The sequence below is a fragment of the Fenollaria massiliensis genome (genome assembly GCF_000312505.2).
GTDB classification, from domain to species: Bacteria; Bacillota; Clostridia; order Tissierellales; family Peptoniphilaceae; genus Fenollaria; species Fenollaria massiliensis.
The window spans coordinates 44,778-59,109 of the sequence record NZ_HG326224.1 but is presented as its reverse complement, the minus strand read 5'-3'; the positions used below and the strand labels follow the sequence as shown (position 1 = coordinate 59,109).

The window sequence follows — 14,332 nt, the reverse complement described above, 5'->3', positions numbered from 1 at the left end:
ATAAAAAATAGGGAGCTTCGGCTCCCTATTTTCATCTGTAAGCTAATTTATTTTATTTAAATTTATTATTTTGCTCCTAAAGATTCCATAAGTTTACTATAGATTTCGCTGTCGTGATATGTTCCTTCGTATAGTTCAGCTGTAACCCCTAGTGCATATATAGGTACTGGAACTGCAGTATGAGCAAATGTTGACCAGCCTATACCAGCTTTGTTATCAATTATATGTGTTAATGTTGCACTAAATGGATCATATCCACCATATAGTAAGTTTGTTTCTATAGATTTAGTTCTCTTATCTTTTTCTTTAATTGATTCAGTAAAAGCTGCTTTTAATTTGCCAAGTTCATAATCATTTAATACGAATAATTCATCTTCCTTCTTAGTGTCTTCATCTTTAACTATTAGACCAAATGATTTCTTAACTAATTTTAGAGCATCTTCAAACTTAAGATTTTTATTGTTTTTCTTTAATTCTTCAAATTTTTTATCAAATTCAACATAACTTAATTTTTGTTTATCAAATATTTCAAAGTGTGTGTCATATCCTGTTCCTTGATAGCCAAGGCTTAATCCACCTGTTTCGTGGTCAGCAGTAACTAGGATTAGTGTTTCGTCTGGATGTTTTTTATAAAAATCTATAGCTTCTTGAACAGCGTCGTCAAGCGCAAGTACTTCGTGTATAGATGATAAAGCATCATTTGCATGACATGCCCAGTCAACTTTGCCAGCTTCAGCCATAATGAAGAAGCCCTTGTCATTATCTAGTACTTCTATTGCTTTTCTAACAGTATCTCTTAAAGTCATATCACCTTTCTTTTGATCAAGTGTATATGGCATAGCTCCCTCATCTTGAATTCTTTCTGTTACAGCAAATACTTTACCAGTATTTTTATTAATTTTTTCAAAATCTTTCTTAGTTTCTGTTACTGTATAGCCGTTTGCTTTTAAAATATCATAAAGATCTTTTTCTTTTTTCTTCTTATCATCACCAGTTCTATGAGCTAATGATCCACCTGCAAAGTAGTCAAATCCGCTTGTAGCCATTTGTTTGCCAATTTCGTAGTATTGTTTTCTAGAAGTTACATTAGCATAAAATGCTGCTGGTGTTGCGTGATTTAAGGTAACTGTTGATATGATGCCAATCTTTTTACCTTGTTCTTTCATCTTTTCAGCAACAGTTGTAACATTTTTTTGAAGATCACTTGTCTTACCTATAACGCCTGAATGAGTCTTAGTTCCTGAGCTGATAGCTGTTGCAGTTGAAGCTGAGTCGGGACAGAAGCTTGTAGAATCTTCTGTGTTAACAAGACCAACTGTTGGAAACTTATAAAACTCTAATGGTTTTATCTCTACTTTCTTTTTATCGCCAGCATAAATTTGAGCAGCATTTACTTGAGCAGCCCCCATACCATCACCAATAAATAAAAATACATACTTAGCCTTTTTGGCTTTTTTACTTTCAGCAAAGCTTGTTCCGCCCAAGAATGAAAAACTTGATACAAACATAAGAAGTGCTAAAAATAATACAAGAAATTTAAAATTTTTTTTCATGGAATTCTCCCCTTTCTTGTGCTTATTATAATTATTATATGTTAAATAAAAATATATATTGCGTAAATTTTATGTAAAAAACCTCTCTACTTAATTTTGTAAAGAGGTTTAATAATATTTATTTAATAATTTTATTCAGTTAATTTTAAGAACTCATCAATTTCTTTCTTTATAGTTTCTAGTGAAGCGTCAAAGAATTCTTCTTTAGTAACGTCTATGCCAACTGATTTGCAGCAATCTTTAATGCTCATCTTGCCTGTGTTTCTAAGAAGTGTATCATATTTTTCAATGAAGGCGTCTCCTTCTTTCTTATATATACTATACAAGCCTCTCGCAAATAATAGTCCGAAGCAATATGGGAAGTTATAGTATCCAAGACCGCTACTGTAGTAGTGGGACTTGCATATCCACATGCCTTTATTAAGCTTTTCTGGATCTAGTCCATCTTTAAATGCTTCTTTTTGTGCATTCATCATAATTTCATCGAAGTCATCTGCATCAAGCGCGCCATCTTTTCTTCTTCTAAACACTTCATCTTCAAATAAAAATCTTGAATATATATCAATAACTGTTTGAGCAGCACCAGAAATAATGTTTTCAAGTATAAATATCTTTTCATCGTCATTCTTAGCATCTTTTAGTGCAGCGTTATATGTTATTGTCTCTGCAAATATCGATGCAGTCTCAGCTATAGGCATAGTGTAGTCTTGATTAATAGGTTCTTCTTGGAAAATAACTCTTCCGTGATAAGCATGACCAAGCTCATGAGCAAAGGTTATCATTGAATCAAATGTACCACCAAAGTTAGCTAAAACTCTTGATTCTTTTATGGCTGAGCAGCTTGAGCAGAATGCTCCGCCAACCTTGCCTTCTCTTGGCTCTGTATCTAGCCAATTATTTTCAAAAGCGTGTTTAGCAAAATCGCCTAATTTATCTGAGAATGAATAATATTGCTTGATAACAAAGTCTTTTGCTTCATCAAATGTATAAGTGATACTTCCCTTGCCAACTGGAGCAAATGTTTCATAGTATGGAAGCTTATCATATCCAAGTAATTTTGCTTTTCTTTTGAAATATTTAACAAAATCAGGTAAATATTTTCTAACTGATGACCACATAGCGTCAAGAATTTCTTTATCAAATCTTGAATCGATTAATGTTTTTGCTAATGGGCTTTCATAGCCTCTTAATTCACATTCATTAATAACTTCGCCCTTAATTGAGCTAAGTGACATTGCAATTGAATCTCTAATTTTATCGTAGCATTCTTCTTCAGCTTTAAAACTTTTTCTTCTAAGTTCTTTATCGTCTTCATATTGCAAGTTTCTAATAGCTGGTAAATTTATTTCTTTTACTTCTCCATCAGAAAATTCTACCTTACTAGTAACTTTGCTTGTTAAATTTGAATGAAGTCTGTTCCATTCGTATGAACCTGTTTCTTTTATACGAGCAACAGCTATCTCTACATCGTCACTAAGCGAGTGCTTTGCATTATCACAGCCCTCATTTAAAATGAATCTATATTCTTTTAGAGCGTCCACTTCATCTATAATCTTATTTATGTCATCAATACTCTTTAAAAATTTATCAAAACTTACTCCAAGTTCGATAAACTCTCTACGAACAGCGATAAGCTTAGATTTTTCTGCAAGTGCTTCTTTGTTATTAACGTTTTCGCTTAAATTTAAGGATACGTATCCAAATAGTCTTGCAGCATAATTATCAATGATATTTGCCTTATCTACATATTTAATTAAAACTTTCTTCTTATCATCAAAATTTTCATTTATAAATAAGCTTAAATTCTTTATTTCTTTTAAAATATTGTCATAATCTTCTTTGTACTTAGGATCAGTAAATGATTTATAGTATGCGGATAAATCCCACTTCATATTGTTCCTCCTCTTTCAAAAAGAGGGTAGCAAATCGCTACCTTCTTTTAATAATTTTTATTTCCAATATTAATTCTGTTGATTGCCTTCTTAAGTGCAAGCTCTGCCTTGAATGTATCAGTATCTTTGTCTTCAAGTTTTTTACTTGCTCTTTCTTTAGCTCTCTCAGCTCTGTTGATATCTATCTCGTCTTCCCACTCGCAAGCGTCTGAAACAACTGTTATATTATTATTTCTCACGTCAATATAACCGCCAGCGCAGGCAGCAACTTTTCTTTCATCTCCATTTTTAATAACAAGTCTACCAATATCAAGTATTGTTACCAAGGGAGAGTGATTAAGAAGTATTCCTACGTCTCCTTCAATTGTTCTAGCGACAAGCATATCAATTTCGCCTTCGAAAAACAATTTATCAGGTGTAACAACCTTAAGATATAATCTAGTCATTATTTTGCCTCATACTCTCAGCTTTTTTAACAGCATCATCAATTGTTCCAACAAATAAGAATGCTGATTCAGGTAAATCATCATGTTTACCATCGAGAATTTCTTCAAAACCTCTGATAGTTTCAGCTATAGGAACGTATTGACCTTGAATTCCTGTGAATTGTTCAGCAACTGAGAACGGTTGTGACAAGAATCTTTGTATTCTTCTTGCTCTTGCAACAGTTAATTTATCATCTTCTGATAATTCATCCATACCAAGTATTGCGATGATATCTTGAAGCTCTTTATATCTTTGTAGTATTTCTTGAACACGTCTAGCAACTTCATAGTGTTTTTCTCCAACTACTTGTGGATCCAAAATTCTTGATGTTGAATCAAGTGGGTCTACAGCTGGATATATACCTAATTCTGAAATTGAACGTGAAAGTACAGTCGTTGCATCAAGATGTGTAAATGTCGTTGCTGGTGCAGGGTCAGTTAAGTCATCGGCAGGCACGTAAACAGCTTGTACTGATGTGATGGATCCATTCTTTGTAGATGTGATTCTCTCTTGTAATTGACCCATTTCAGTAGCAAGTGTTGGTTGATAACCTACTGCTGATGGCATTCTGCCAAGAAGTGCAGAAACTTCTGAACCTGCTTGAGTAAATCTGAATATATTGTCAATGAATAGCAAAACGTCTTGATGCTTTTCATCTCTAAAGTATTCAGCCATAGTTAATCCTGTTAGAGCAACTCTCATTCTTGCTCCAGGCGGTTCATTCATTTGACCAAATACTAAAGCAGTCTTGTTAATAACGCCAGACTCTTTCATTTCATAATAAAGGTCATTACCTTCTCTTGTTCTTTCTCCAACGCCTGCAAAAACTGAAAGTCCACCATGTTCTTTGGCAATATTGTTGATTAACTCTTGTATTAATACAGTCTTACCAACACCGGCACCACCGAATAGACCTATCTTACCTCCTCTAGCATAAGGAGCTATAAGGTCGATAACTTTGATACCAGTTTCAAAGATTTCTCTACTTGTAACTTGTTCATCATAGCTTGGTGCTTGTCTATGGATTGGATCGTATCTATCATACTTAGCTTTAGCGTCTTCATCAATGTTTTCACCTAAAACGTTGAATAATCTACCTAAAGTTTTATCCCCAACAGGCACCTTTATTGGGCTTCCAGTATCTATAGCTTCAGCGCCTCTAACTAGTCCGTCAGTTGATGACATCGATATACATCTAACTATATCATCACCTATGTGTTGACTTACCTCAGCTATAAGAGCTTTACCATTTAAATCAATTTTAATCGCGTTAAGAAGGTTTGGTAGAGAATTTTGTTTAAATCTTATATCAAGAACCGGTCCAATTATTTGTACAACTTTACCAATATTTTGATTTTCCATAATTTCACCCCTTCTAATTTAATGCATTTGCACCTGAGACTATCTCAGTAATTTCTTGTGTGATTTGAGCTTGTCTTGCTCTGTTAAATCTTAGTGACAAGCTCTCAAGCATATCGTTAGCATTATCAGTAGCATTCTTCATAGAATTTCTTCTTGATGCTTGCTCTGAAGCTGCTGATTCAATCATTGCTCCAAATATAGTTATGGATATATAATCTTTAACTAATCTGTTTAATACTTCTTCAGCAGATGGTTCATACTCAATAAGTCTGTTCTCCATATTACCGTCTTTTTCAATAGATTCGGCTGGCAATAGTTTAACCATACTAGGCACTAAGCTTAGTACTGTAGAAAAATGAGTATAAACTAATAGAACTTCATCAATTTCTTTTTTTCTATATAAATCATAACAAATGTTACCAATCTTAGCAGCATTGTTAAATGAAGGTTCTTCTGAAATATATGAAAATTCTTTTACTATGCCATCGTATCTTCTTTTAAAGTACTCTCTTGCTTCAACACCAACAAGTATAAACTTTGTTCCTACTTTATCATCGATATATGATTCAGCTTTTCTTATAACATTTATGTTATATCCGCCAGCTAAGCCTCTATCTGATGTTAAAACAATTATGAGTCTGTTTTTAACTTCTCTTCTTTCAAGCAAATCATACTTAACACCTTTAGTGTTTGCGAGTATTTCTCTAATACTTGATTCAACAGTGTTATAATATGGTCTTGTAAGCTCAAGCTTTTGTCTTGATTTACGAAGTTTTGAAGTAGACACTAATTCCATAGCTCTAGTAATTTGCTTTATATTAGATACACTTTTTATTCTTCTTTTAATTTCTTTACTTTGTTCAGCCATAATAAACCTCTAATTAAAAGTCTTTTTAAACTCTTCTATCTTTAGTTTTAGCTCTTCTTTTATTTCATCAGTTAATTCTTTTTTCTCTAAAATTTTCTTAGCTGTACCACTAGAAGTGTTTTCCATGTACTCTAGAAAATCGTTTTCAAAAGCCTTAACTCTGTCTACAGGAATATCATCAAGATATCTATTAGTAACAGCAAATAAAATCATAACCTCTTCTTCGACTTTTAAAGGTTTATATTGTGCTTGCTTAAGTATTTCCATAATTCTTTGACCATGATTTAGCTTGTCAGCAGTATCTTTATCAAGCTCAGAACCAAATTGAGCAAATGCTAATAATTCTCTATATTGAGCAAGTTCTAGTTTAATACCGCTTGAAACCTTCTTCATAGCCTTAATTTGTGCAGCTCCACCAACACGTGATACTGATAGACCTGCGTTAACAGCTGGTCTTTGTCCTGAGAAGAATAATTGTCCTTCAAGGAAAATTTGTCCATCAGTAATTGATATTACGTTAGTTGGTATATAAGCTGAAATATCTCCAGCTTGTGTTTCTATGATAGGAAGAGCTGTTATTGATCCTCCGCCTAATTTATCAGAAAGTTTTGCTGATCTTTCAAGTAGTCTTGAATGTAGATAGAAAACGTCTCCTGGGTAAGCTTCACGTCCTGGTGGTCTTCTAAGTAGTAAAGACATTGAACGATAAGCAACCGCATGTTTTGATAAGTCATCATAGATTATAAGTACATCTTTACCTGCGTACATAAATTCTTCAGCCATAGCTGTTCCAGCGTATGGAGCAATGTATTGTAATGGTGCAAGCTCACTTGCTGATGAACTTACTACTATAGTGTAGTCCATCGCACCATGCTCTTCTAGTACATTAACTAGTTGAGCTACAGTTGAATTCTTTTGACCAATGGCAACATATATACATATTACGTCTTGATCCTTTTGATTTATTATTGTATCTATGGCGATGGCTGTCTTACCTGTTTGTCTATCACCTATAATTAACTCTCTTTGGCCCCTACCTATAGGGATGATGGAGTCAATAGTCTTGATACCAGTTTGTAACGGTTCAGAAACAGACTTTCTGTCAATAATGCCTGGCGCATTAGCTTCGATAGGTCTGTACTTATTGCTTTCAATTTTACCTTTGCCATCGATAGCTTGTCCTAGTGAGTTAACTACTCTACCAATAAGTGCTTCACCTACTGGAACTTCAACGATTCTACCAGTTCTTTTAACTGGGTCTCCTTCTTTTAAGTTCTTATCACTACCTAAAAGTACACAACCTATATTATCTTGTTCAAGGTTTAGTGCCATAGCGTAAACGCCGCCAGGTAGTTCAAGTAGTTCACCAGCCATAGCATTGTCAAGTCCATAAACTCTAGCTATACCGTCTCCAACTTCAATAATAGATCCAACTTCAACCGTATCTAATTTTTTGTCATAATTTTTTATTAAATCTTTTATAACTGAGCTAATTTCTTCTGGTTTTAACCCCATTTAGATACTCACCTCACTATTATTTATTAATTCTTTTCTTAATTCGTTTAATTGACCTTTTAGTGTTGAGTCGATAAGTTTATCACCGATCTTAACAATTGCGCCGCCTATAATAGTATCATCTAAAACATTTTTTAGCTTTACATGAGATTTTAAAGACACAGTCAATTTTTCTTCATATTTACTAATTTCATCATCGCTTAGGCTATTTTTAGTAATTATTGTTCCATTCAAAATATTATTATCAATATCATATAAATTATTAAATTCATCAATAATAGATGATATCATGTCAAATCTTTTAGCATCAATTAAAACATATAAAAAGTTCATTGTTAATTTTCTTAAGTTTTTTTCATAGATATCTTTAATTGCATTTTTCTTATCATTGTTTGATAACAATGGATGTTTAAATACTTCCATAAGCCTAGGATTTGAATCGATAGTTTCTTTTACTAAATTTAGCTCTTCATAAACTAATTTAAGACAATCATCTTCTTTAGATGCATCAAACATAGACTTTGCATATAAAGTAGTAGCTAGTTCTTCCATTGTTCTTTACCTACTTCTTCAATAGATTTTTCTATGATTTCTTTGTCTTTCTTTGTGCTAATATTTTCACCAATTAGTTTTTCAGCAGCTAAAATGGCAATATTAACCATATCGCCTTTCATTTCGTCCATTGCCATTGACTTTTTATTAGCAAGTTCTTTGTCAGCTTTTTCCATAATTTTTCTTGACTCTTCTTTAGCATCGCTAACAGACTTATTAACGATATCGTCAGCTCTCTTCTTCGCTTGATCAACGATTTCGTTTGCTTCTTTTTTAGCTTCTTTTAATTTAAGCTCGTAGTCTCTTAGTGCTACTTGAGATTTCAAATTATTTTTCTCGCTATCTTCAACATTCTTCATTATATAGTCTTGTCTTTTATTTAATAAATCTTTTATAGGAAAATATAAAAATTTACGTAAAATAAAATACAATACGAGAGTGGCTGTAAGCTGAACAAGCATATTGACTAAATTAAAGTCAACGCTTACATTTAAGCCTTCCATATAAACTATACTAAAGGTTTAACTAAGATAAGAATTAGGGCAATAACTAGTGAATAAATACCTGTTGTTTCGGCAACAGCTTGTCCTAAAATCATTGTTTGAATGATATCGCCTTTAGCTTCTGGTTGTCTACCAACTGCTTCAGCTCCTTTACTAGCTGCAATACCTTGACCAATACCAGGGCCTAAACCTGCTATCATTGCTATACCAGCTCCTAAAGCTGACATACCTAAAATAAAATCGTGACCTGAAATTCCTTGCATTTAAAATTTCTCCTTTCAAATTTAATTTTCTTCTTGTCCCATACCCATTGCAATGTAGATCATTGTTATCATTGCGAATATGAATGTTTGCAGTACACCTGAGAATACATCGAAGTAGATGTGAAACCATGGTGCAACTATTGGTGTAAGTAAATTACTTACAAAGCCTAGCGCAGCATATACAAGTGCCATGATTAATGAACCACTTACTATATTACCAAATAAACGGAATGAAAGTGATATTGGAAGAGCAATATCGCCTATGATGTTTATTGGGAATAGTATAAAGATTGGTTCAAAATAACCTTTTATGGAATCTTTTAAGCCGTTAACTTTTATCTTATTGTAATGAATCAAGACAAAAGTGATTAGCGCTAATGTGAGTGTAACATTAAGATCTGATGTTGGTGGTTTAAAGCCAAATAATCCCATCAGATTCGCTGTCAATAAAAACATCATCAAGCTAAGAATGTATGGTGCAAAGCCTTCTCTGTTCTTGCCCATAGTCTGTTCGATTAGTGAATCAATTGAAGTGACTAAAATTTCTAAAACATTAACTAAGCCACTTGGTCTTGCTTTGTAATCTGTCTTTTTTATCTTACTATAGCAAATAAAGATAAATATGACTAAAGCAAAAACAGCTATAACTGAGTTGATAACACTAGGTGTTAGTGAATACACATTCTTACCTATCTGAAAGCTTATCGACAATTCCATCTTATTACCCCCTTCTTTTATATTCAAATCGATTGATTTGTGAATTTATTTACCTATGCCAAATACTTCAACTATGATTATTGAAAATTTGATCATGGTAAAACCGATTGCAGTAGTATAAAAATTAAAATTCGGATTTTTATATGCCGCATATAGTATTATACCATATAATAATAGTCTTAGATAATAATTATTTGAAGTAAATCTTTTACTAGCGTTGGCATCTTTTTCTACAGCCTTTATAGCATTTCTATACATAAGCCTGAAAAACAAGACACTTACAAGTGTTCCTAAGTACAAGCCTAATAATAAATCCTTCTTGAATCCGAAAAAAATTACAATAATAAGGCTAGAAAGTATAGCTAAAATTATAGCTACTCTTATATACTTATACGTAAAATCTTTATCTTTTTTCATTTTTATCTATCTCAGACTTTTTATTGTCTTTCTTCTTAAAATAATATTTAACACTTCTGTAAAAATTATAAAAACCTGCCAATACTCCTATGATGATAAAAATTATAGAAAAAACTCCATTTGTCTTAAATAATTTGTCCAATCCATAGCCAACTAGATAGGAAATAACTATACTCGATACTATGTCTATGCCAATTTGACCAACTAAGGCTAAAGGTTTTAGTTTTTCTATCATAATTTCTCCTTATTCGTATGCTTTTAGTGCTCCAACCATGTCTGTGCCTTTTAACTTTTTATGAACTATAATCATAACCATGAATATAAATAAATAAGTTAAAACGGCTGAAACTATATAGTTATACCATTGGATATTCGATACTAACTGTATATTACTTGGTGTAATGTATTTAAGTATAAGATGTGTTAAACCAACACCACCTGCATATCCAAGCAAAATACCTAATGTTGATAAAAGTATCGTCTCTCTATAAATATAACTTGTTAGCTCTCTTGGGTAGAAGCCTAAAACTCTAAGTGTAGCTACCTCTCTAATTCTTTCAGATATGTTAACATTATTTAGATTATATAAAACTACAAAAGCAAGTGTAGCCGATGTTAATATAATCAAGATAATTACATAATTTAGATTAGATAACCAATCGTTTGCAACGCTTATGGTCTTGGATACATCAAAGACATACATAACGCTGTCAATTCTATTTAATTCTTTAATAAAAGTATCTTTCGCCTCTTTACTATCTGAGCTTAATTTTATTATATCTGAGTTATCTTCATATTTTTTATTAAATATTTTTTCATAATAATCTTTGCTCATGTAGGCATAGTGACCTAAATAGTTTTCATTTGTATCTATAACCTTCATTGAGTAATATTTATTATAAGCATCTCTTAGCTCTATATCATCGCCAGGTTCTTTGTGAACTGAGTCTAATAATTTTCTGTTTATTACTATACCTTCTTTAGGTAGATCAATCTTTTTATTTTTATTTAATAAATGAACATAATTTTCAAATTTCTTTTCATCTTCGATAACCATGACAACTACATTTTGATCTGGCATATCAACTGTATCAGCAACCAAATTTTCTGTTCTAAGTGTCATTCTATCTTTGATATCTTCATTGCCATCAATAAAATTTGTATATTCTTTTAGCTGATGCTTAGAAAAATCTTTATCATAGTTAACGATTAGGTCATAATTAAATACGCGTCCATATTGTCTATCAATTACTTGAGCAACAGCTCCTTGTATGGCAAAGCCAAAGAACAACAAACTCATGCATCCAGCAACGCCAAGAAGTGTCATGAACATTCTTGACTTGTATCTAAATGTGTTTCTAAATGTAACCTTATATAAAAAGCTTAATCTCTTCCAGAAGAATGGAATTTTTTCTAAGAATATCTTTGATCCAGCTTTAGGTGCCTTTGGTCTCATAAGTTCACTTGAGTTTTGTTTTAAATATTTAGATAAAACTATGCTCACAGGAACCACTATTGAGAAATATGATATAAAAACGCTTATCAATGGGAATTTGATATTAAAATATGGAATTGGTTTTTTTAGCGTAAACGATGCGGAATACGTTCTAAATACCATCTTAGTTAATATATTTTGTCCTAGAGCAATACCTATGATTACGCCTATGGTAGTCGCTACAAAACCATAGAATAGATATTTTTTATAAATATCAAAATTATTGTAACCAAGTGCCTTAAAAGTACCAATTTGAGTTCTTCTTTCTTCTGCCATACGCATAAGCGCTGTTAAAGCAACGATTGATGCGATAAGAAAGAAAAACGCTGGGAATACTAAGGCAAGTATATCCATTCTATATCCTGAATCGTAGAACAATTGAAGGCCTTCAATATTTTCTCTGTCTATAATATTGAAGGTTGGTCTCTTCATGTTTTTAAGAACTCTTTTAGCTTCATCTAAATCGTTCTTAGCATCTTTTATCTTTTTATCAGCTTTAATTTTTTCTGAATCATATTTTTCTACGCCATCGTCATATTCTTTTTGACCATCAGAAATTTTCTTCTTAGCATCATTTAATTCTTTTAATCCTGATAATTTTTTATCTTCGAACTCTTTAAGACCAGTATTATATTTTTCGAGTCCATCGTTATATTTATCATAACCTTCATTTAACTTAATTATGCCTTCATCATATTTTGCTTTGTTTTGTATATAAGTTATTTCAAGGTTATCTACTGTTTCTTTTAATTCGTCTAATTGAGCTTTTGCTTTTTCAAGCTCTTCTTTGCCCTTCTTGAACTCTTCGGCCTTATCAGCAGGGATGCTAGATTGAGGTAATTCAGACATAGCTTCTAATGCCTTGTCCATCTCTTCTTTTTTAGCTGTATACTCAGCCATAGAGCTTTCATAAGTTTCTTTTAGTTCATCTAATTTAGATTTTAATTCATCTAATTTTATCTTTGCGTCGTCTAAATCAGCTTTATTTTTATCAAGTGTTTCTTTGCTCTCATCTAAAGTCTTTTTATTGTCAGATAATGTTTTTTCGGCTTCACTAATGGAGTCATTATATTTCTTTTTGCCATCGTTGTATGATTTTTTTGCGTCAGCAAGTTTTACTTTAGCATCGTCAAGCTCTTTCTTAGCATCAGCAAGTTTTTTATCAGCATCTGCTATCTTCTCATCAGCGTCATCAATTTTTTCTCTGATGTCAGCCTTAATGCTTTCAAATTTTTCTATAGATCTTTCATTAAAAGCGCTTATTAAGCTTCTTCTGTTTTTACTAACAATGTCTTTATATTTTCTATCTGTTGTCTTTAAACCATCTAAACCATTTAAAATGATTCTTGCTTTGCTCTCATCAGTATCATTGAAAGCGCTCTTAAGTACATAGGCAAACGAATCGTAGTCGCCTAAGCCATTTTTGCTTGTACCTTTCATGACAGTTGACATATTCTCAGCAGAAACAACTTTACCAACTACTTTAAATTTATAATTTTTTAGAATTTTTTTGCTTTCAAAATCAAATTTTGACTTTTTGCTATCAAATTCAATTACATCGCCTATATTAAAAGCGTTTTTTATAGGATAGGCATCAACAACTATCTCTTCATTATTTTCTGGCATTCTGCCCTCAATAAGTTTAGGCATAGAAATTTTTTCAGGAAGTGATTCAAGATTTATTATAGCTTCGCTGCCTTTTTCAAGTACGTCCTCGCTATAAACATATTCAATGTCTTTAATATCAGCTTCAGACTTTATTATATCCTTATCCTTATCTTCTAGAGAAAATTGTGAATTTAAATAAATATCCGCAAGATTCGACTCGTCTATAAAAGTATCTGCTGTTTTTCTCATAAGAGGTCCAACAGATTTTAATCCAGTATAAACAAAAACGCCTAGAGTGATTAAAAGGACTATAGAAATGAATCTACCAGTAGAATTTTTTATCTCTCTAAATATATCTTTCCATAATGCTTTTTTCTTCATAAAATCACTACCATTCTATCTCATCTATAGATTGAATATTCTCATTCACATACATATTTCTTACTTTTGAGTCATTTATCTCTATAACTCTGTTAGCTATTGGAGTGATGGCTTTATTGTGAGTTATTATAACTACAGTATTGCCATCTTCCAAGCTTCTTCTTTGTAATAATTTTAATATCTTTTTACCTGTATGATAATCTAGCGCTCCAGTAGGCTCATCGCATAACAATAGTTTCGGATTTTTAGCAATAGCTCTTGCTATGGCAACCCTTTGTTGCTCACCACCTGATATTTGCGATGGGAAGTTATTTGCTCTATCCTCTAGACCAACGTCTCTCAATACTTGCATTGGATCAATTGCGTCCTTAACTATTTGACTAGCTAGTTCAACATTTTCAAGGCAAGTTAAATTTTGAACTAAGTTATAAAATTGAAATACAAAGCCTATATCATATCTTCTGTAAGTGGTAAGTTCTTTTTCGTTGTATTTTTGTATGTCTTTGCCATCAATTATAATTTCCCCTTCATCAGCTGTATCCATACCTCCGATAATATTTAATAGAGTTGATTTACCAGCTCCTGATGGACCAACTATAACAACTAATTCACCTTTATTGAATGAAAAATTGATGTCATTATTAGCAACAATAACGCTATCACCCATCTTATATCTCTTATACATGTGTTTTACATCTACAAACATTTTCTCACCACTAC

At 32.1% G+C, this 14,332-nt stretch carries 14 protein-coding genes; all 14 read right to left on the bottom strand.

Annotation, left to right across the window (positions count from 1 at the left end; all coding sequences use genetic code 11):
- Nucleotides 1-65: 65 nt before the first annotated feature.
- Nucleotides 66-1,553: an alkaline phosphatase gene (locus tag BN30_RS00315; protein WP_019213531.1), complete on the bottom strand. Its 1,488-nt coding sequence runs from the start codon at nucleotides 1,551-1,553 to the stop codon at nucleotides 66-68.
- Nucleotides 1,554-1,684: 131 nt separating this feature from the next.
- The gene (locus tag BN30_RS00310; RefSeq protein WP_019213530.1) at nucleotides 1,685-3,445 is read right to left on the bottom strand and encodes a M3 family oligoendopeptidase; all 1,761 of its coding nucleotides are present in this window, start codon (nucleotides 3,443-3,445) and stop codon (nucleotides 1,685-1,687) included.
- A gap of 47 nt (nucleotides 3,446-3,492) precedes the next feature.
- The gene (locus BN30_RS00305; protein WP_019213529.1) at nucleotides 3,493-3,891 is read right to left on the bottom strand and encodes a F0F1 ATP synthase subunit epsilon; all 399 of its coding nucleotides are present in this window, start codon (nucleotides 3,889-3,891) and stop codon (nucleotides 3,493-3,495) included.
- The gene (atpD, locus tag BN30_RS00300; RefSeq protein ID WP_019213528.1) at nucleotides 3,884-5,293 is read right to left on the bottom strand and encodes a F0F1 ATP synthase subunit beta; all 1,410 of its coding nucleotides are present in this window, start codon (nucleotides 5,291-5,293) and stop codon (nucleotides 3,884-3,886) included. The genes BN30_RS00305 and atpD overlap by 8 nt, the downstream gene beginning before the upstream one ends.
- A gap of 13 nt (nucleotides 5,294-5,306) precedes the next feature.
- Nucleotides 5,307-6,161, bottom strand: a complete 855-nt coding sequence (gene atpG / locus BN30_RS00295; RefSeq protein ID WP_019213527.1) for an ATP synthase F1 subunit gamma — start codon at nucleotides 6,159-6,161, stop codon at nucleotides 5,307-5,309.
- 9 nt (nucleotides 6,162-6,170) lie between these two features.
- Nucleotides 6,171-7,676, bottom strand: coding sequence for a F0F1 ATP synthase subunit alpha (gene atpA / locus BN30_RS00290; protein ID WP_019213526.1), 1,506 nt, complete (start codon nucleotides 7,674-7,676; stop codon nucleotides 6,171-6,173).
- Complete coding sequence (gene atpH / locus BN30_RS00285; protein ID WP_019213525.1) at nucleotides 7,677-8,228, bottom strand: ATP synthase F1 subunit delta; 552 nt, start codon at nucleotides 8,226-8,228, stop codon at nucleotides 7,677-7,679.
- A complete protein-coding gene (atpF, locus tag BN30_RS00280) occupies nucleotides 8,216-8,731 on the bottom strand; it encodes a F0F1 ATP synthase subunit B (RefSeq protein WP_019213524.1) in 516 nt (171 codons plus the stop codon). The genes atpH and atpF overlap by 13 nt, the downstream gene beginning before the upstream one ends.
- A 5-nt stretch (nucleotides 8,732-8,736) precedes the next feature.
- A complete protein-coding gene (gene atpE, locus BN30_RS00275) occupies nucleotides 8,737-8,994 on the bottom strand; it encodes an ATP synthase F0 subunit C (RefSeq protein ID WP_019213523.1) in 258 nt (85 codons plus the stop codon).
- Nucleotides 8,995-9,015: 21 nt separating this feature from the next.
- Nucleotides 9,016-9,711, bottom strand: coding sequence for a F0F1 ATP synthase subunit A (atpB, locus tag BN30_RS00270; protein ID WP_019213522.1), 696 nt, complete (start codon nucleotides 9,709-9,711; stop codon nucleotides 9,016-9,018).
- A 45-nt stretch (nucleotides 9,712-9,756) separates the two neighbouring features.
- Entirely contained in the window at nucleotides 9,757-10,128 is a 372-nt protein-coding gene (locus BN30_RS00265; RefSeq protein ID WP_019213521.1) for an ATP synthase subunit I, read from the bottom strand.
- On the bottom strand, nucleotides 10,115-10,363 hold the full coding sequence (locus BN30_RS08525; protein ID WP_019213520.1) for an AtpZ/AtpI family protein: 249 nt from the start codon (nucleotides 10,361-10,363) through the stop codon (nucleotides 10,115-10,117). The genes BN30_RS00265 and BN30_RS08525 overlap by 14 nt, the downstream gene beginning before the upstream one ends.
- Before the next feature lie 9 nt (nucleotides 10,364-10,372).
- A complete protein-coding gene (locus tag BN30_RS00255; protein ID WP_019213519.1) occupies nucleotides 10,373-13,612 on the bottom strand; it encodes an ABC transporter permease in 3,240 nt (1,079 codons plus the stop codon).
- Nucleotides 13,613-13,619: 7 nt separating this feature from the next.
- Nucleotides 13,620-14,318, bottom strand: a complete 699-nt coding sequence (locus tag BN30_RS00250; protein ID WP_019213518.1) for an ABC transporter ATP-binding protein — start codon at nucleotides 14,316-14,318, stop codon at nucleotides 13,620-13,622.
- Between the last annotated feature and the right edge of the window lie 14 nt (nucleotides 14,319-14,332).